Below are 19,155 nucleotides of genomic sequence, written 5' to 3'. Positions count from 1 at the left end.
TTTTATTTGTCAGGTTTTGTTTTTTTTGGCGATGACGTGCTTTTAGTATATAGAATATCAACGCCGTTACCCGAATCACTACTACTAACCTGGATACTTAAAAATTTATTTAATATGTATTTTAAGGTTAATACGTTGGGATCGGTTTGAGATAAACCGACGTTATAACTTAAATAAATTCGATCTGAAAGAGATTTTCCAACCACAACGCCGGTTGACTCACTAACTTTATTGGTTTGCTGATTAAAATTGGCTGTCGTTTGTACGTTAAAATCGAATCCTAATTTTTGTTTTAATTGCTCCAGCAGTTGGGTTCCATTAGTTCCCGTACCTAAATTCATCGAGGAAATAGCTGTTAAAAGTAATTGGCCCTTTGCTTTATCTGCTTGGTTGGCTGGACGACCTGTTACAATAAAGGACAGAATATCTGCTTGAGAAAGTGTTGGAGAGTTAGAGAATAATTGAATTTTAGGTGATTGTAATCGTCCAGTCACTTCAACTCCAACATTAAAATTGTTACCAACATTGAGGTTATTGTAATTATCAAAATTAAACAGTTCAGAAGATCCTGATACATTTCCAAATGAATTGGATATATTCTTCGATGCTTTTAAATTAATTCCTGGATTATCAATTCTACCGCCTGTAAAAATTAATTGCCCTTGCTCAATAGATAAATCCTGGCCATAGGCCTTATATTCTCCCTTTTTGACCGTTAATTCACCATTTGCCGTTATGGGTCCTTGTGAAAATTGATTGATTGTAACCATACCCGCCAAATAAGCATGTAATCCCTTAAAGGTCAGCTCAACTTCTTCTCCCATTTCAACTCGTATTGACATATTAGTATTAAATAAGGGGGCTAGAGGTTGGGTATTCTTATTTGTAAATACAATATCATCAGTAGCCACAAGACTATTGGTAAATGTTTGTGGTTTTATATGAGCATTAGGAATTTGGATGGTTCCAGTGATTTGACATAGTGATGGAGTAAAGCGCACATTTAACTGTGGAGATATATTAACCTGAAATTCCTTAGTGTTAGCAATCGGAAAATTAGAACCTTCTATTGAAACAGTGCCACCAAGCTCTTTATTGAAACTACCTTGTCCTTTTAATATTAGTTTTTTTTCAGATGAATGAATGGAGCCTGTTGCTTCCCATCCCTCTTTTTTGCTAAAAACACTTAATCCCATATCAGTGATATTGAGACCTAAATTAGGGATGTTGACTGAGCCTTTGTTTAAAGTGAATTTACTTTCAATTCTTGGTTTATTTAAAGTGCCCTTTGCATGAATGGAGGCGAGAAGTTGTCCTTTGGGATTCTTTAAATAAGGACTGGCATTTTGCAAAAAATCCAGAGAGTTAAAAAGAACGGATAGTTCAGTATCGATTGGTTGCTGTGCTATATTTTTATAGACATTAAACTCCGGGAATTTAAAATTAAAATTCAATTTCTTATCTGAGTCCAAAGAAAGAACTCCTTGCCCACGGAATTGTTTTTTGGAAAGATAGCCTTTAATACTGCCACCTGTAAATTGTATTGACGGCATCAAATTGTTTTCTGTCATTTGATAATGACCCGGAGCAATCGTGATCAGAAAGTCAGCATGATTGTCATTTTGAGTTTCCATTTTCAAAGAAAATTTTGTATATAAACCATCAAGCTTTGATGAGAAATCTAATGGTTGAAAGAATGTAGCATTGATCTTCCATTGCCAAGGCAGCTTGCCCTTAATGGAAGCGTTCATTTGCCAATTTTTTAATTGATCTATGCTAAGTCTGGATTTTAAGTCGATAGTGAAATTTGGAATTGTTCCCAATACTTCAATCCTTCCTTGTGGGCTTCTTAAGTCGTGATCTTTGTTATCTCGCCAATGCAAGTCTTGCCATTTTATGACTTGTTTTACTTGTTTCAATTCTTGAAGATTACCATGGATTGTTATTTTTCCAGGTCCCTCAAATTCTCCTCCCCATTGCATTTGATGCAGGTTGCCGCCGATGTTTAAACTCCCTGATAAGCTATTGCTATCTGTAGAATGAGGGTTTAAACGAATTTTTCCTGAAAATGCATGAGGAAATGAGCTACTAATTTCTAATTGGCCAGTAATTGATTGATTCGAATAATTAAATTGGAGTGTATCTAATTTAAGTAATTGTTGGTTTAAATAACCACTTAATTTGACTTTTTTTAGTGTCAGTACGGGGGCTTTCTGATTTATTGCAATCATTTCAGCACTCATGCTATCAACAGGCAATTTTTTATGAAGCAATGACTTGAAATGCCAGTTAACTGCCAGGTTAAAAATTTTTATCTTAGTGTTTTGATCTTGATATTCCATTTCACCAATAGAAAACTGGTCAAGTAATCGTCCTTTAAGATGATGGATTTTAAGAGTGCCAGGAAGATAAAAATTAGTTAGTTTAATTACTGCATATAACCCCGGTGTAGTTGAAATCAAAAAGATAATGACGCTAATCAGGCAAATTGTTGTTATTAAACAGTAGTAAAATATTTTTCTTATAAATTTTAATATCATCATAAATCTGGTCCCATGCTGATAACCAATCTTGGATTGTGTCCTATTCTCTCCATCTGATGATTGACTGCCTGAGCTAATCCTACTTTAATTGGTCCAATGGGGGAAACCCACATTAGTCCGCCTCCAATATCGTATTGAGTGTTTTTTATGGATGGATTGTAAACATCCCCAGCATCGTAAAACCCAACAAGATACCAGTTTTTTTTGAATTCTTTTTGAATTTCAAAGCCACCATAAGTAATAATTTTGCCTGGTCCAATAGAGTTAAAACTATAGGCTTTAAGATTGTCAGTTCCTCCCAAGAGTAATGCCAGAGAAAGTGGTAATTCATTAATATCATTGATTGCTGTGATCCCTTGAATGGTATGTCCATACAGACGCAAATGCAGTGAATCCAATGTAAGTGCAGCCTTGGCATCCAGTGAAAGTTGTCCAAAATTCAGATGGGAGAGGACAGCCTTATTCGTCCCAAGCGCATTAAAAGTAATATTATACCCAGATGGCGAAAACAAGAGATTTTTAGTTTGACTTAAAGTGATATTGGCTTTGGGATAGAGCAAAAATTGATCCGTATTAGATTGTTGTGAATAATGAAAACTTTCATACAGAGCATTAAGTGAAAGGGCTCTTTGAAATTGCTTCACATTATGCAATTGGCTCAAGGATAAGAGAGTAGCATTACTGTAGCCTGCATTATAGTTTAAATTTGAAAAATTACCGGTCAAGGCATATTGATCGGTAACAGGGTTTTTTCCAGGGATTACGTATTGGGCTTGTAAGGCATTTTGCCTGAAAGAGCCTTGAGCTACAGCATTAAACTTATGTCCTTGGTGATTGACTGGAATCACATGAAGAGCTGCTTTTCCACGTACTCCTGTATCTGTTCCATAGCCAAGACCAAAGGAATAGGAATATTTAGGTACGGGTTGCAAATGAACAATGACGGGTACTGTTTGTGCGTCGGTAATTTGGGGCTTTACCAACACAGAACTAAAATAGCCACTGTTCGATAAATAATCATTCAATTTCAACACTTGATCTGTGGCATAAGGTTGTCCAGGATGAAATGGTACGAAACGGTGTAATAGTTGGGGAGAGATATAGGTTGGGTCAAATTGTACCTGACCAAAATAATATTGGGGCCCTGTATCAAAAATTAGGGTGATTTGAGCCGATTTTTTGCGTTCATCTATCAATATTTCAGCTTTTTTAAATACACCGTGTAAATATCCCATATTTTCTGCGCTATTGATAATATTTTGTTTTGCTTTTTCGTATTGCTCTGAAAACAGTGGATCGCCAATATGAAGCGGTAACTCTTTTAGAGTTTTTCGTAATAATGGATTTTGTGCACCCTCACCTGTCAGCTCGGCTTTAATGGAGGCAATACGAATTTGAGACCCAGGTTGAATTTTTATTATAATTTTATTGTTGAAGTTATTAATGCTGATTTCCGCTTTGAAATATCCAAAAGGTTGAATTGCTTTATTAATTTGGTCTTGAAGTTCCGTTGGGGTAAACTGGCTCAAAGGTTTAATTTGTCCCAATTCATCCAAACGAGTTTCTACATTAGCAAGAACTTTTCCTTTTATCCCATAAATCTCAAAGCGGGCTGCTTTTTTGTCCTGAGCAAACAATGGAAAACACAAAATGCTTAGTATGATAAAATATGTAAACCTATTCATGTAACAACTATATCAGTTTATGCCCTCGACACACTCCAAGTGTTTTAACTTATAAATTAAATCCAATGCTTCTTTGGCAGTTAATTTGTCTGGATCAATTTTTTTTAATTCAGTTAAAATTGGAGAGGCTGGAGGCTTTGTTATTTGAGTTTGGACCAGGATAGATTGAGTATCTTGTATCTGATTCAGATGTTCATGCGCCAGCTTTAGCACTTCTTTAGGTATACCAGCCAATTCTGCGACTTCTAATCCGTAACTTCGATTCGCACAACCTTCTTCAACACGATACAAGAAAACAATTTGTCCTGTATTTATGGAAGCCTGCAAATGCACGTTGCGAATACAAGAGAATTGTTTGGGTAATTCGGTCAATTCCAGGTAATGGGTAGAAAACAAAGTATAGGCTTTAATTTTAGATGCAAGGAAAGCACAGCTTGCATAAGCTAATGCCATTCCATCATAGGTACTAGTGCCTCGGCCAATTTCATCGATTAATACGAGACTTTGGTTAGTCGCTTGCCTTAATATTTGAGCTGTCTCAGTCATTTCCACCATAAAAGTTGAACGTCCTGAGGATAAATCATCACTGGCTCCAATGCGAGTAAAGATTCGGTCTAATGGGCCTAATATAGCTTCATCAGCAGGTACAAAACTTCCAGCATGTGCCAGCAGCACGATTAAGGCTGTTTGCCTCATGAAGGTTGATTTGCCGCCCATGTTGGGACCAGTGATTAGTAACATATTCTGATTGGGTTTAAGTTCTAAATCGTTAGCAATAAATCGTTCTTGTAGTAATGGCTCAATGACAGGATGTCGTCCTGCTTTTATCATAATGCCCAATTCAGGAACGAGATTCGGGCAATTCCAATTCAAACTTTGTGCTCTTTCAGCAAAAGTGACTAATACGTCCAATTGAGCCAGAGATTTTGCAAGATCCGATAATTCAGGTATGTATTGCTGAATTTCTTCAAGTAAATTGTCATATAGCCATTTTTCGCGAGTCAATGCTTTGGATTGAGCTGAAAGCACCTTATCTTCGAATAACTTTAGCTCGGGAGTAATATAACGTTCGACATTTTTTAAAGTTTGCTTTCTGTGAAAATGAGGCGGAGCATTTTCAGCTTGTGCTTTTGATAGTTCAATATAAAATCCATGAACGCTATTGTAACCTAGTTTTAGAGTAGATAATCCCGTGCGATCTTTTTCTTCCTGTTCAAGTTTTACTAGTGTTTCATGAGCATTGTTGCTTAAATTACGCAATTCATCCAGTTCTTCATCAAATCCTGGAGCAATGACTCCTCCATCCCTTATTAGCATTGGCGGGTTATCTATAATGGCTGTTTCAAGCAGTTGCTGCAGCAGTGGGAGAGGGCTTATTTCTCTCTTGATTTCATTGATTAACAAGGTATTGTTTTCTTGTAATTCTTCATGGATTGCTGGAAGCAGTGTCAGAGTTTGCAATAAGGAAACCAAATCACGTGGGCGCGCTGATTTTAAAGCAATACGTGATACAATTCGCTCCACATCAGCGCATTGTTTAATAAGCTGATGAAGTGAAACGTCTTGTTGAAGAAAAATAATTTCTTTAATGGCTTGTTGTCTTGTTTGAATGATTGCATGTTGTTTTAATGGTTTTCCCAGCCAACGCTTGAGTAAACGGCTTCCCATGGCACAAGCTGTTTTATCTAGTATGGAAAGCAAACAGTGTTCACTACCACCTTGTATATTTTCAAAAAGCTCCAAATGCCTTTGAGTCGATGCGTCCAGTTGCAGGTAATCCTCGGATTGTTCAAGAGTAAGTGTTGTAAGATGTGGTAATGACTGTTTTTGAGTGGTTTTTAAATAAGCTAATAAAGCGCCTGCAGCAATCAAGGCAGTGGGGTAATTTTGTTCACCAAAGGCCGAGAGATCTGTCACTGAGAATTGTTCACATAATAAATTATGTGCGTTATTTGCATCAAATTCCCATCCTGGTCTTAATTTAACAGCAAAGTTAGAACAAAATGAAGGAAGTGGTGCGGATTCCTTGAAGAGGATCTCTGCTGGTTGCAGGCGCACTAATTCTGCATTTAATTGATGTTCTTCTGTTAATTCCTGCAAATGAAAACGACCGCCACCTAAATCAACCCACGCAATACCAATTTTTTGTTTTTGGTTGTGTATGGCCAACAAAACATTATCTTTTCTGGCATCTAATAATGCTTCGTCAGTTACTGTACCCGGGGTAATAATTCGTGTGACTTGTCTTTCTACAGGTCCTTTGCTGGTAGCTGGGTCTCCAATTTGTTCACAGATGGCTACGGATTCTCCTTTCTTTAACAATCGTGCCAAATAGTTTTCCACTGCATGATAGGGAACGCCGGCCATGGGAATAGGTTTGTCAGCAGATTGTCCTCTATGAGTCAGAGTTAAATCCAAAAGTTGCGACGCCCGTTTGGCATCATCAAAAAACAATTCATAAAAATCACCCATGCGATAAAATAAGAGCATGTCCGGATAGTCTGATTTAATGCGCAAATATTGCTGCATCATTGGTGTGTGAGAGCTAGCCATAGTGATTGAGCCGATTGAAATTGCCCCAATTTTAACAAAAGTGTTGTATGAAGTCAGTAAGGCATGTCGTTGGTATTGGTTTTATGGATATAATAAAATCAATATGATCAAAAAGAGTATTAAATATAACCCTGATGTGTCTAAAAAATAAGTATGATTTTTAAAATTCGCAAATTACTATGAGTTTGCCAAAATGATTACTAAGACATGGTTTATGCCATTTAATTTAACATACTGCAGCAAAATATAAATTTTATTTTTTAAGTTCAGAAGATAAGTTCTTCACTTAATAAGAATATTTGCTAGAATTAACGTGATATTACAAAAAATAAATAGGGAGAGTGATTATGAATCGTTTAGCTATGATTGCTGCTGCTAGTTGCCTGGCATTATTTTTAACTGGATGCGGTGAGGGCTCGAAGCCTGCAGATACAAAGACTGATCAGCAGCAGCAACAACAACCAACTGATCAGCAACAACAAGGTGGTGAAAATACTGGAAATAACCAAGCCCAACCTTCTACTGAAGGGCAAGGCCAATAAGATTAATTTCAGTATTATTTATTTAAATTATCAAGAAAACCCCATAGATGTTTTATGGGGTTTTTTATAGGTGAAAGGTATGAGTCATTTCTCGATACTGGTTGAAGAAATAGCTATCTATTTAAAAAAAGCCAAATGGCAATTAGTTACTGCGGAATCTTGTACGGGAGGTTTAATTGCTACTTGCCTTACTGAAATACCTGGAAGCTCAAATTGGTTTGATCGTGGTTTTGTTACTTATAGCAATTTAGCTAAAGAAGAAATGCTTTCTGTTGCTCACGAGCTAATACAAATCTATGGGGCAGTCAGTGAAGAAGTGGCTTTGGCTATGGCTGTTGGTGCATTACAACATAGCATAGGTAATATCGCTGTATCAGTTACCGGTATTGCAGGTCCAGAAGGAGGCAGTATTGAAAAACCAGTAGGTACTGTATGCTTTGCCTGGGCAGTCCGTCATCAATTTCAACAAACATCAAGACAGCAATTCAGTGGAAGTCGGCAAGAAATACGTTTGTCTTCCTGTCAATATGCTTTAAATGGAGTTCTTTCAACTCTTAAAAAACTCTGTGGCTAACCGAATAGCTTTTTAAAAACATAGATTAATAAAATATCAATAGTTTGTATTATTTCAACTCTATTATTTAGTCCCAAATTCTTGTTTTTACCATTCAGCCAATAAAAATTACAATAAATCTCTTGCATAAACAGTGTCTTTTGTTTTATAGCTGTAACGCAAATATTTCGTAGAGTGGATTTATACAATGAAAATCTACGAACCCTCGAAAATGCGTTTCTTGTTTTAAACTGAATAACTAAAGTTGCACAAGAAGTATAATAATTTATTTGATTTAAAAAATAGGAAAAAATATGAGTCAATATACAAGGTTGTTTGAGTTTTTATGTGGTCTGATTGATATCCAGATTGAAAAATATGTTGAGCTCGCAAAACTTAAAGTAGGTGAAGATGCGATAATAAACGCCGCTCTCATATACGAAGAGGTGAATGAATTATTAGGATTCGCGGAGAAGTTATTAAAGGAAATAGAAACCAATTCAAAATCTGACTCAATGGATATGACCATTTTTGATCATGTTTTTGAGCAAGTAAAATTTTATGTGGAGCAAGAATATCTGAGATCCTATGCAGAATGGTTGCTTATTGAAAATAACTCTAAAGACACAGTCTATAATAGAACAAAAGAGCAATTACTCAGGCTTTCAGAAATTAAGAGTTTTAGTGATAAAGGTTTTTCACAGCCAAGCACTGAAATTCAACAGCAATGTCAACATGATAGTGTTCAGATAGTGTATTCCATTTTAAATTTGGCAAGAGAGGTAAGAAAAAATCCGGATATGGTGTTTGATGATAGCATCCCTCATAACAAGCTCAATGTATTAAGAAAAAATGCAACGACAAGATATGTTGAATTCGGAAATGAAATAGACAAATTGCATCAGCATAGTGAAGAGTTTTTGCAACAGTCAGGCTTTGGGGTTTTCGACGCTGAATTAACCTATGAGTCGGCACTCTCAAAGGCAAAAGACCATGATATTAAGTTAAATACCTTGCTTGGTCGTTATAAAGAAAATAAAGAAACTACTTCTGCTCCTCCTCAGTCTCTTTCTTTGGACAACAAGGTGGATGAGGAAAATATTACGACAGAAAAAAAACCTTCAACTGAAGTGTCTGATAAAAAGAACTCCTTCTTTTCAACAAGCAATTTATTATTTTTCGGTGGTGTTGTTTTAGCCGCTGTTATTTTTGTTCCCAGATTACTTACTCATCTCAAGGTCAATAAATTATGACACAGCATTATGAGTAACTGATATTTTTGTTATTTTGATTGTAAAACCTTGGTTTTTGTGTCGGATTGTCTGTATATTTTTTATATTGCCCCGTTACCAAGCTAAAAATCAAGGTTTGAAGCTCAAACTGACAATACTTTGATTTTTGGATAAGTGATCATGTCCTACAGCTTATAAATAAAAGGGCTAGAATTGATTGTTGTATGCTGCTTTTATTTAGTAATACACAACGATTACTGTTTGCTGCTCGCCCATATCTGTGTGATAATTTTGTTCTTGCACACATTATAATCTGGAATAAATTATGGAAGAGAATAAACAAAAAGCACTATCAGCAGCGCTTTCGCAAATTGAACGTCAATTTGGCAAAGGATCCGTAATGCGCATGGGAGATAGCACGGTATCTCGGGATATCGAAGCAATCTCTACTGGTTCATTAGGTCTTGATATTGCCTTAGGGATAGGCGGTTTGCCAAAAGGCCGTATTGTTGAAATTTATGGCCCTGAGTCTTCAGGTAAAACCACACTCACTCTTCAAGTGATCGCTGAATGTCAAAAAATGGGTGGTACAGCAGCATTTATCGATGCGGAACACGCTCTGGATCCAAGCTATGCTCAGAAACTTGGTGTGAAGGTGGATGAGCTGTTGGTTTCTCAGCCGGATACAGGCGAGCAAGCTCTGGAAATTACTGATATGCTAGTGCGTTCAGCAGCAGTTGATGTAGTCATAATTGACTCAGTTGCTGCCTTGACTCCCAAAGCAGAAATTGAGGGAGAAATGGGAGATTCCCATGTTGGTTTACAGGCAAGGCTGATGTCGCAAGCTCTACGTAAATTGACTGCTAATATTAAACGTTCAAACACACTGGTTATTTTTATTAACCAAATACGCATGAAAATTGGTGTGATGTTTGGTAGCCCTGAAACTACTACAGGGGGTAATGCTTTGAAGTTTTATGCTTCGGTTCGTTTGGATATTCGTCGTATTGGCTCAATTAAAAAGGGTGAAGAAATATTAGGCAGTGAAACCCGGGTTAAAGTAGTTAAAAATAAGGTAGCTCCACCGTTTAAAATGACAGAGTTTGATATTTTATATAACGAAGGTATATCCCGTGAGAGTGAAATTATTAATCTGGGTGTTCAATTGAATTTAATTGAGAAATCAGGCGCCTGGTACAGCTACAAACAGGAAAAAATCGGGCAGGGTAAAGAAAATGTCAGATTATATTTGAAAGAAAATCCCCAAGTCGCTGCAGAGCTTGAACAACAAATCCGTACTGAACTGTTGGAAAAAAAATTGTCTGTGTTGGCTAGTTCATCAGAAGATCTTTTTGAGACTATAGATGACTAAAGCATTCGATAGCGCTTTGCGCCTGTTAAGCAGGCGCGAATATAGCGCTATGGAGTTATGTGATAAACTGAAACAAAAAGGATTTAATCTCAATGATGTTCAAAATGCTTTGAATGAATGTCAACGTCTTGGGTATCAGAGCGATGAACGTTATGTAGAAAGTTATATCAGAGCTCGAATTCATCAAGGCTATGGCCCTTTAAAGATCATACAGGAACTAAAAAACAAGGGTGTAGACCCTGAACTCATTCAAAGTGTTCTACAGGAAGAAAGAGATAATTGGGTTGATTATGCTTTGCGGGCATGGGAGAAAAAATTTAAGAGACAGGATGATTTCTCTTATAGTGAAATGCAAAAACAGCAGCGCTTTTTGCTGTATCGAGGGTTTGATAGGGATGTTATTTCAAAGGTATTTAAAGAGGTTAAATCTTCTTACTTAATTTAACTGGTAAATATTAAAAAATGAAAAGTTCTGAAATTAGACAAGCATTCCTTAATTATTTTGTTCAACGCGGTCATCAATTAGTAGCTTCTAGTTCATTGATCCCTTCAAATGACCCAACTTTGTTATTTACCAATGCAGGTATGGTGCAATTCAAAGATCTTTTTTTAGGTCTTGAAACCCGTCCTTACCAGCGTGCTGTTTCAGCGCAGCGCTGTGTGCGCGCGGGTGGTAAACATAATGATTTGGAAAATGTTGGTTATACGGCCAGACACCATACATTTTTTGAAATGTTGGGTAATTTTAGTTTTGGTGATTATTTTAAACGCGAAGCGATTCAATATGCTTGGGAATTTCTGACAGAAGTTTTACACATACCGACAGAACGACTTTGGGTTACGGTTTATAAAGAAGATTTGGAAGCAGAAGATATTTGGTTAAAGGAAATGAAGGTATCTCCTGAGCGGTTTTCTCGATGTGGAGAAAAAGATAATTTCTGGTCAATGGGGGATACAGGGCCATGTGGTCCATGTACGGAAATTTTTTATGATCATGGTCCTGAAGTGGCAGGCGGACCTCCAGGCAGTCCAGATGAAGACGGAGATCGTTATATAGAAATATGGAATCTGGTATTCATGCAATTTAACAGGGATCGAGAGGGATGCTTGCACCCTTTGCCAAAGCCCTCTGTTGATACTGGCATGGGATTGGAAAGATTAGCTGCGGTTATTCAAGGTGTTCATAGTAATTATGAAATTGATAGTTTTCAGTATTTGATCAAAGCAATAGCACAATTGGGCTACGGCATTGATTTAAATCATACTTCCTTAAAAGTGATTGCAGATCATATTCGTTCCTGCTCTTTTTTGATAGTTGATGGGGTTTTGCCTAGTAATGAAGGCAGAGGATATGTATTAAGAAGAATTATCCGCAGAGCAGTCAGACATGGAAATAAATTAGGTTTGTCCAGCCCATTTTTTTCCAAACTTGTCCAGTCTTTAATTGATGTTATGGGGGATGCTTACCCCGAATTAATCAATTCAAAAGCGCATATAGAAAAGATCTTGCAACAAGAAGAAAATCAGTTTATCCGTACTTTGGAGCAAGGATTGCGTTTATTGCAAGATCATATTAAAAATTTGCAAGGCCAGGAGCTATCAGGGGAAGTAGCATTCAAGTTGTATGATACTTATGGTTTCCCTATCGATTTGACAGCAGATATCATTCGTGAACAAGGTTTGTATATTGATATGGAAGCCTTTAATCAATTGATGCAGCAACAAAGAGAGCAGTCTCAGGCTGCCAGCCAGTTTACTACCGATTATCACGCCGTGTCTCAATTGGATCATCAGTCTGAGTTTCATGGGTATGAAAAAGAATCTATGGAAGCGAAGATTATTGGATTGCTTCAAGAAGGTAATGAAGTGAAATCTCTTAATAAGGGAGCAAAAGGGGCTGTAATTCTTGATCATACCCCATTTTATGCTGAAAGTGGCGGCCAGGTAGGAGATAAAGGATTGCTCATAGGAAAGGAATTTTCTTTTCAAGTGGATGATACACAAAAAGTAGGGCAAGCCGTCGTACATTATGGAGAAGTAATCAAAGGCGAGCTCACTTTAGATTTATCAATTCATGCGCAAGTAGATAATATCAGACGTGATGCAATTCGTTTGAATCATACTGCAACTCATTTGTTACATGCTGCTTTAAAACAAATTGTAGGACAACATGTTCAACAGCGAGGATCTTTGGTGGATGCTGAACGGGCACGTTTTGACTTTTCTCATTTTGAGCCATTGACTCCTCAACAAATCCAGCAAATTGAAGAGGTAGTTAATGCACAGATTCGAGCAAATAATGAAGTAATAACTCAAGTAATGGACATTGAGTCAGCCAAGCAAAGTGGTGCTGTTGCTTTGTTTGGGGAAAAATACTCCGATTCGGTACGGGTATTATCCATGGGCGACTTTTCCAAGGAGCTTTGCGGAGGAACTCATGCACGACGGACTGGTGATATAGGTCTTTTCAAAATCGTAGCAGAATATGGCATTGCCAGCGGTATCAGGCGAATTGAGATGGTTACGGGTCGTTATGCATTGGCTTGGGTTAATGAACAATTAGGATTTATGAATAATCTGGCAGCTACCCTTAAAACAACACCTAATAATCTACAGGAAAAAGTTTCTCAATTATTGCTTGATAATAAAAATCAAGAAAAAATGATTGCAAAACTTTTAAGTGAAAAAGCACAAAAATCTGGAGCAGATATTCTGGGTGAGGTGGAGCAGATTAGGGGTATTAATTTATTGATTAAGCAGTTAGAGGGGATGGATAGTCAAACCATGCGCCATACTATGGATCAATTGAAATCAAGAATTGATTCAGCGGTGATAATATTATTTACTGCTGAACAGAATAAAATGAATGTCATTGCCGGGGTGAGTAAGAATATTATTGGTAAAGCACCAAGTGCTGCTCAATTAGTAAGGCATCTTTGCGGTAAAGGAGGCGGTCGAGATGATATGGCTCAAGGTGGAGGAGTTGTTCCTGAAGATTTGAACAGTAAGATCAGGGAAATAAAGGACATGATTGAAAATTTTTAATATTTCCAGATTATTCTTATCGACTACTGAAAAACAAATTGTTTATGGATTTGCTATAATATAGACACTGGTTCACTAATGAGCACTATTATGAATGACTTGCTTAATTTAATCGCAGTGATAGTGGTTTTTGGTGTAGGCCTATGGCTAATTAATGTTTTTATACCTATGCCTGGGGCTATTAAAAGTCTGTTAAATATTTTAGTGTTAATCATTTTAATCATTTATATTTTGCAATTTTTTGGAGTAATAAAAACAATATTACCAATGATTAAAATTTTAAAGTGATTTTTGCTCCCTCAAATTAATCAGGAACGGCCTATTTTAATAGGCCGTTTTGTATTAGACAATCAAGATTGTATCCTAGAACATAAAGTTCATCTCAAGTAAAAATTTGAGATGAACTTAATCGAAAAGACCTTAATGTGGCTCGAAAAATTCAGATTTGTATTTCATTAAGAATAATTGATTTAATTTTGATCCCATGATATTTTGTTCAAAATTCAACCGGAGAATTTGTCATGCCACCACCATATAGTACTCATGTGATTGTCAATGTATTTCGCTGTGTTGCCCAATTAGTATCACAAAACCCAGAGCTATTAGACAGACCAGGAGTATTTCGACTGGCTGGATCAAGAGAAGAATCAGAAAAATTGCTTGATCAAATCATTGATGAGAATTTTAATGTGGAGAATTTGGCGGATTATATCGTAGAAGATGACCAGATAAATAATTTACATCTGAATAATGTGTTGGGAATGTTGCCTTTAGTTCTTAAAGAAAGTGTATTGTTGAAAACCGGAGATCCATTGCTCAAGCATTTTACAACAGAATTAAAAAATCTATTGGGTTCTGAAAAGAGTGATGTTGAAAATACTGACGTAATAGTACAGTTGCTGGATAACTTTATTGATTCTTTATTGCTTTCAAAAATACTTGACCATCAACGGGTTGGAGAAATTCTTTATCATTATTGTTACTTAATGCATACAGCAGGATGCTTTCATGAAACCAATCTAATGACATGGGAAAATCTTGCTATTATTATGGCTCCGCATTTCACCAACGAGTTTGGTTTATACACTGCAGAAGATTTGTTGGGATTAATACAATTTACTAATCAGTTGAAACCCATCCTGGAGTGTTTTATTGCGTATCCTGATAACGGAATTCCTTTTAAAGAAAGGCATGCTGACAAGTTAGAGCACTTGGCTAATACTCGACATACTATCATTGAAAAATTAACACACATGGGAAGTGAATCCAGAAGAATAGTTGTGGCTCCTATGAAGAGTTTGATGCTACAAGCATCTATGTTGAGAGCTCAGATTGATGCTGTGGAAACTCAATTGAAGGACTCCTCTCTTAAAAAGAAGAATAAAAAGGAATTAAATAGACAGCTTGAGGGATTAACCGAAGAATTAGAAAAACTGAATATAGAAATTTCTGAATTAACAAGCAAAATTAAAAAAATGAATCATGGTCATGCGAAGATAAAAGAAGAAATTAGAGTAATATCGCGCTCTGAGGATGCTGTAAGTACTCATGCTACCCAAAAGTCCGATGCATCATCAAGGAGCAATAGCTCAGTTAGAGTTCAGTTAGGAATTTTTGGTAACAATCGTTCTTCATCTGCTTATTTGATACCGGAGAAGGAAGAAGGTGAAGGTGTTGAAAATGATTACAGTAGCTTGGATAGTGCAAAGCTGACTTAAATCGGTAATTTTTAACGGGTATCTCTTGGGCTAAGTCTAGCCTGAGAGATTTCTTGAAACAGGGGTTGGGGTTCTGCAGATGTTGTGACAAGGCTATAAAGAGGTTCTCTAATTAGCAATAGAAAAAGAACTTAATTCACTCGAGGTATTAACCCAATTGACCAAATTATCAATAAAAATACGGATCAATCGTTCATCTGTACGTTTCTTAAGAAAATGACAATAAAAATCAATGCTGGGAGCATAATCAGATAGTTGGAGTGGATTTAAATTAGGATTCAATAAGCGTTCATTAATTATACTCCAGGCCATACCCTGTTCGACAAGAGCAATGTTATTATAAATTATATTGGCTTCAGCTCTTATTTTGAGTGTCAACTTTTGTTTTTCGGCTTCTTTGTCAATAATTTGGCGTATTGTAAAGTTTTTTTCCATAAATACCGCATCAAATTCAACTAATTCAGTAAAGGATAGCTTTTCTTTAATTTGTGCCAGAGGATGTGATATTCCGACAACAGGGATAAGTTTTTCTCTCCATAAAGGTACAGATTTAATTTCAGCAGAATTATTTATGAACGGGGATATAATCAGATCATAAGCCCCTTCACTTAAACCAAGAGCTACATCTTTGTCAGCAATCAGTTTCGTGTTAATAAAATAGTTCAAATCCAAGGAACTCATATGGATAATCAGAGGAGGAATAATGGTCTGTGCAATGTATACTGTGGTACCAATATTAAGCAGTAATTGAGGCTTTTTTTTATCTTTACCGGTATTGTTAATTAACTCATCGCTCAGATAAACCATTTGTCGAACATAAGGCAATAATTGTTTTCCTTTTTCAGTGAGCTCAGTTCTTAATCCTGAAGAAATAAAAAGTTGAGTATTCCATTCCGATTCAAGTTTTTTAATTCTTTTACTTAAAGCAGGCTGAGTAATATGTAATTTTTTGGCAGCTAAAGAGATAGAGTGGAGCTCCACGACTGCAAGAAAAGATTGCAAATCGGCAATATTCATTATTTTGATACCAATCCTGATATGACTTAAATTAATACTAGGATAGTTTTTATCATTCTACAAAAGCCTATAATTGAGGTTATAACTGATAAAAACGAATCATTGCAATAATATTACTTATATTTTTCCCATTCTTTTATAAATGAAAAAAGGGAGCTTTGTAATAATACCCATGATTACTTTCCAGAAAGCAGGATAGTAAAAAAATCTTTTTTTATGATTTATTTTTTCCCAGCATACCTTTGCACAGTCATGAGGTTGTGCCGCGTAAAAAATTCCTGATAGTCCATAAGTTTGTCTTGTATCAATGTATCCAAGGCGAGCGATTAAGATATTTTGGCCTGAAGTTGCTTTTTGTTGCACGCCTTCGAGAAATAGTTCAATTGCTGCTTTACTGGCACCATAAAGACTATTTTTGGCGCGGCCTCGGCAGGCAGCAACAGAACTTAAATAAACGATATGATGTTTTTCTTGTTTGGATTGTAAATAGGCATTAATCAAGATCGCCGTAGATGAGATATTGGTATCAATTAAATGTTTAATCGATTGGAGATTCAAATGGTCATTGTCGGTAAAATCACAATGGGCAATAAATAAATCTAATTCTCTTTCTCCAGTTTCTAAAATGGCAAGCAATTGCTCATTAGGCTCGGATAAATTCATAGTTATCTCGTCACAAGGGATTTTATATCGCAATTGAATGTCTTTTGAGATCAAGGCTAGTTGTTCGGGATTACGTGCAACCAAACATAAATGGTTACCGGCTTGCGCAGCAAGATGTGCGAATTGTTCGGCGATAACTGAAGTAGCTCCTAAAACAATCCATTTTCTCTGCATCATTTTATGATTCCTAAACGTATTGCAAGATCTGAACGCATGGGGCATCGATATTTTGTAAGTATTTGAGCAAATTTCGATTGATTTTCGTACATTGAAAAGTATTGTTCTGGATTTAGTAATAAATCCTTAGCCAAATAAATACACCCATTATTTTCTACCATGAATTGATTCATCGCGCTTATCGCTTTTTTAGCATGGGGATTATTAATAAAATCAATAGCCAGAGTAAATCCAGGTCGACAAAAGGAAAGCAAACCTAATCCAGGTTGTGTGAATAATTTGAGGACACTGAGGGTTGGAGTAGCATTATGAGCCCTAATAATTTCTACTATGTGGTTAATAATTTGTATTGCCTTATCTTTATCAAATACGGCTTGAAACTGGATGAGTCCTCCGGGTCCATAAAGTCGGTTCCAATGTGATATTTTATCCAGAGGGTTGTTGTATTGGGTGAGACTCATCATTGCATTTTCTTTTTGTCTTAAGTAAAAATATTGATTAAATAATTTTATATTCCATTTTTTGATAAGTCCAAATGGTAATTTAGGCAGACTATAGATTTTAAATTTTTTATCGGGAAAGGTTAGAGATTCACAATAATTTGCTGTTGATAAAATGGCTCGGGGTTCTGAGTATAATAAATCTAACCAGGCTACTTGATAATCTTGTTGCAGACCATAAGCCGTCATTTCTGCAATTAATTCTTGGATAGATGCAAATGGTTTATTTTTTATTGCCAGGTGGCGTGGTGCTTTTTTAAGACGAATGGCAACTCGCGTAATAATGCCTGTTAAACCTAAACCTGCTATAGTTGCGAAAAATAAATCACTATTTTTTTCGTGGCTACAATGCATGATTTTATCGCCTATCAATAAATCAAACCAAGAAATATGATGGCCAAAACTTCCCGCAGAATGGTTATTTTTACCATGAACATCATGGGCTATTCCACCTGCTACAGTGGCAAATGCCGTGCCTGGCAGGACAGGGGGAATAAATTCATCATGAAGTAAAAACAGATCCTTAAATGGTGTTCCACCCTGACATACCACAATGCCAGTTTCGGCATCAAAATCGATGAAATGATTAAAGCGACTAGTATCAATGACCAGACCATCTTGATTTAGACAGCCATCACTGTAACTCAATCCCGCACCTCTAGTTAGCATGTTTTTAGGCTGATTTTGTGCAACATAGTGAATAAGTTCTTTCTCTGTGTCTGGCCGTATACAACAGGATTCACTATAAATCGCGCGGGTAAAATTAGTTAATAAGATTTTTTTGCTGCGCATATCAGAATTTTTTTAAATAGATAGTTGAGTGAGTGTCGCATGATTTTTTTATTATGGAAACAGGAACAAAGGCAATAGGCTGTCTATAATTAAATCAAATGTTAATGGAAGGTATTCTAATGAACAAAATATTCAATCTTGTCATCATAGCCTGCTTTTTATTCTTTTCCCTGATAGGATTTGCTGAGGATATTCCCAGCCTGGATCAAGATACTGATAAATTAAATATGGAAGAATGTGTTGGGGAAAATTATCAGCAATGCCTGGACGATATTTGTTTAACCTCTGATGAAATAGATTGTAATTCCAATTGCCAAAGTTTAGCTGAAGATAAATGTGAGCAACAAGCAGTAGACTAAATGGAAGATTTTCTAAACAGTTATTTTTTTGAAGCGGCTACACTCCCTCAAGGCATACTAAAAAGATTGTATAAAGACAAAACAAGTATTTATTTATCAATCAGGGCTTACTCCTCTCCCAATCTCTTTGTTAAAAAATATTTTTAATTAGTCGCTTAGTTTATCTAAACTCGCTCATCAAAAACATTTTTTGCCTCGACCTTGAGGGATATAAGTCCTGCAATATAAACCTTGAGATTTTGTATGTCAAAACATTGTCAGAGTCGAATTGAATGAGTTAATTAAGGTTTGATTATTGATTTATCTATTTGATTTATTGATATATTTCTTGAGTGGCATGGGCTTTGCATGGACATAACCATTCTATGGTCGTTACTGAATTGATTGAGCTAATTTTAAATTAA

15 protein-coding genes are annotated in these 19,155 nt (G+C 36.2%); 9 read left to right on the top strand and 6 right to left on the bottom strand.

Annotated elements, in window-relative coordinates; all coding sequences use genetic code 11:
• Positions 1-2 precede the first annotated feature (2 nt).
• Genes OQJ02_RS08520 through mutS form a run of 3 tightly spaced genes read right to left on the bottom strand, consistent with a single transcriptional unit; the run spans position 3 to position 6,781 of the window.
• Positions 3-2,543, bottom strand: coding sequence for a translocation/assembly module TamB domain-containing protein (locus OQJ02_RS08520; RefSeq protein WP_265718770.1), 2,541 nt, complete (start codon positions 2,541-2,543; stop codon positions 3-5).
• Positions 2,540-4,228 carry an autotransporter assembly complex protein TamA gene (locus tag OQJ02_RS08515; RefSeq protein ID WP_265718769.1) on the bottom strand — a complete coding sequence of 563 codons (1,689 nt, stop codon included), beginning with the start codon at positions 4,226-4,228 and terminating at the stop codon, positions 2,540-2,542. Before OQJ02_RS08515 ends, OQJ02_RS08520 begins: the two co-directional genes overlap by 4 nt.
• Positions 4,229-4,240: 12 nt before the next feature.
• Positions 4,241-6,781: a DNA mismatch repair protein MutS gene (gene mutS / locus OQJ02_RS08510; RefSeq protein WP_265718768.1), complete on the bottom strand. Its 2,541-nt coding sequence runs from the start codon at positions 6,779-6,781 to the stop codon at positions 4,241-4,243.
• Between the two features lie 347 nt (positions 6,782-7,128).
• Here mutS and OQJ02_RS08505 point away from each other — a divergent pair, with 347 nt between their 5' ends.
• The 8 genes from OQJ02_RS08505 to OQJ02_RS08470 all read left to right on the top strand — a co-directional run bounded on the left by OQJ02_RS08505 (position 7,129) and on the right by OQJ02_RS08470 (position 15,243).
• Positions 7,129-7,323 (top strand): hypothetical protein, encoded by a 195-nt coding sequence (locus OQJ02_RS08505; RefSeq protein ID WP_011946739.1) that lies wholly within the window; start codon positions 7,129-7,131, stop codon positions 7,321-7,323.
• A 79-nt stretch (positions 7,324-7,402) separates the two neighbouring features.
• The gene (locus OQJ02_RS08500) at positions 7,403-7,897 is read left to right on the top strand and encodes a CinA family protein (RefSeq protein WP_265718767.1); all 495 of its coding nucleotides are present in this window, start codon (positions 7,403-7,405) and stop codon (positions 7,895-7,897) included.
• Positions 7,898-8,190: 293 nt separating this feature from the next.
• Positions 8,191-9,129 carry a hypothetical protein gene (locus OQJ02_RS08495; RefSeq protein WP_265718766.1) on the top strand — a complete coding sequence of 313 codons (939 nt, stop codon included), beginning with the start codon at positions 8,191-8,193 and terminating at the stop codon, positions 9,127-9,129.
• Between the two features lie 304 nt (positions 9,130-9,433).
• Positions 9,434-10,480, top strand: coding sequence for a recombinase RecA (recA, locus tag OQJ02_RS08490; RefSeq protein ID WP_010947527.1), 1,047 nt, complete (start codon positions 9,434-9,436; stop codon positions 10,478-10,480).
• Positions 10,473-10,925, top strand: a complete 453-nt coding sequence (gene recX, locus OQJ02_RS08485; protein ID WP_265718765.1) for a recombination regulator RecX — start codon at positions 10,473-10,475, stop codon at positions 10,923-10,925. Before recA ends, recX begins: the two co-directional genes overlap by 8 nt.
• A gap of 17 nt (positions 10,926-10,942) precedes the next feature.
• Positions 10,943-13,525: an alanine--tRNA ligase gene (gene alaS / locus OQJ02_RS08480; protein ID WP_265718764.1), complete on the top strand. Its 2,583-nt coding sequence runs from the start codon at positions 10,943-10,945 to the stop codon at positions 13,523-13,525.
• 90 nt (positions 13,526-13,615) lie between these two features.
• Entirely contained in the window at positions 13,616-13,813 is a 198-nt protein-coding gene (locus OQJ02_RS08475; RefSeq protein WP_265719815.1) for a Thivi_2564 family membrane protein, read from the top strand.
• Between the two features lie 233 nt (positions 13,814-14,046).
• Complete coding sequence (locus OQJ02_RS08470) at positions 14,047-15,243, top strand: RhoGAP domain-containing protein (protein ID WP_265718763.1); 1,197 nt, start codon at positions 14,047-14,049, stop codon at positions 15,241-15,243.
• A 108-nt stretch (positions 15,244-15,351) separates the two neighbouring features.
• On the opposite strand, the gene OQJ02_RS08465 is transcribed toward OQJ02_RS08470, so the two are convergent.
• From OQJ02_RS08465 to OQJ02_RS08455, 3 genes are all read right to left on the bottom strand, one after another.
• Entirely contained in the window at positions 15,352-16,260 is a 909-nt protein-coding gene (locus tag OQJ02_RS08465; protein ID WP_265718762.1) for a LysR family transcriptional regulator, read from the bottom strand.
• A 117-nt stretch (positions 16,261-16,377) separates the two neighbouring features.
• On the bottom strand, positions 16,378-17,100 hold the full coding sequence (locus tag OQJ02_RS08460) for an SDR family NAD(P)-dependent oxidoreductase (protein WP_265718761.1): 723 nt from the start codon (positions 17,098-17,100) through the stop codon (positions 16,378-16,380).
• Positions 17,097-18,392: an FAD-binding oxidoreductase gene (locus tag OQJ02_RS08455; protein ID WP_265718760.1), complete on the bottom strand. Its 1,296-nt coding sequence runs from the start codon at positions 18,390-18,392 to the stop codon at positions 17,097-17,099. Before OQJ02_RS08455 ends, OQJ02_RS08460 begins: the two co-directional genes overlap by 4 nt.
• A gap of 119 nt (positions 18,393-18,511) precedes the next feature.
• Between OQJ02_RS08455 and OQJ02_RS08450 the strand changes: the two genes are divergently transcribed.
• Complete coding sequence (locus tag OQJ02_RS08450; RefSeq protein ID WP_044497130.1) at positions 18,512-18,751, top strand: hypothetical protein; 240 nt, start codon at positions 18,512-18,514, stop codon at positions 18,749-18,751.
• The last annotated feature ends 404 nt before the right edge of the window (positions 18,752-19,155 follow it).

Source organism: Legionella sp. PATHC032, assembly GCF_026191185.1.
Taxonomy (GTDB): Bacteria; Pseudomonadota; Gammaproteobacteria; order Legionellales; family Legionellaceae; genus Legionella.
Note: the sequence above shows the minus strand (reverse complement) of the source record. Positions and strands in the feature narration are given on the sequence as shown.

Excerpts from the sequence above, each read along its gene's own strand:
- OQJ02_RS08470 (WP_265718763.1), top strand. The coding sequence starts at position 14,047 with ATGCCACCACCATATAGTACTCATGTGATTGTCAATGTATTTCGCTGT.
- OQJ02_RS08495 (WP_265718766.1), top strand. The coding sequence starts at position 8,191 with ATGAGTCAATATACAAGGTTGTTTGAGTTTTTATGTGGTCTGATTGAT.
- OQJ02_RS08505 (WP_011946739.1), top strand. The coding sequence starts at position 7,129 with ATGAATCGTTTAGCTATGATTGCTGCTGCTAGTTGCCTGGCATTATTT.
- recA (WP_010947527.1), top strand. The coding sequence starts at position 9,434 with ATGGAAGAGAATAAACAAAAAGCACTATCAGCAGCGCTTTCGCAAATT.
- OQJ02_RS08475 (WP_265719815.1), top strand. The coding sequence starts at position 13,616 with ATGAATGACTTGCTTAATTTAATCGCAGTGATAGTGGTTTTTGGTGTA.
- OQJ02_RS08520 (WP_265718770.1), bottom strand. The coding sequence starts at position 2,543 with ATGATGATATTAAAATTTATAAGAAAAATATTTTACTACTGTTTAATA.
- mutS (WP_265718768.1), bottom strand. The coding sequence starts at position 6,781 with ATGGCTAGCTCTCACACACCAATGATGCAGCAATATTTGCGCATTAAA.
- OQJ02_RS08450 (WP_044497130.1), top strand. The coding sequence starts at position 18,512 with ATGAACAAAATATTCAATCTTGTCATCATAGCCTGCTTTTTATTCTTT.
- OQJ02_RS08515 (WP_265718769.1), bottom strand. The coding sequence starts at position 4,228 with ATGAATAGGTTTACATATTTTATCATACTAAGCATTTTGTGTTTTCCA.
- OQJ02_RS08455 (WP_265718760.1), bottom strand. The coding sequence starts at position 18,392 with ATGCGCAGCAAAAAAATCTTATTAACTAATTTTACCCGCGCGATTTAT.
- recX (WP_265718765.1), top strand. The coding sequence starts at position 10,473 with ATGACTAAAGCATTCGATAGCGCTTTGCGCCTGTTAAGCAGGCGCGAA.
- OQJ02_RS08460 (WP_265718761.1), bottom strand. The coding sequence starts at position 17,100 with ATGATGCAGAGAAAATGGATTGTTTTAGGAGCTACTTCAGTTATCGCC.
- OQJ02_RS08465 (WP_265718762.1), bottom strand. The coding sequence starts at position 16,260 with ATGAATATTGCCGATTTGCAATCTTTTCTTGCAGTCGTGGAGCTCCAC.
- OQJ02_RS08500 (WP_265718767.1), top strand. The coding sequence starts at position 7,403 with ATGAGTCATTTCTCGATACTGGTTGAAGAAATAGCTATCTATTTAAAA.
- alaS (WP_265718764.1), top strand. The coding sequence starts at position 10,943 with ATGAAAAGTTCTGAAATTAGACAAGCATTCCTTAATTATTTTGTTCAA.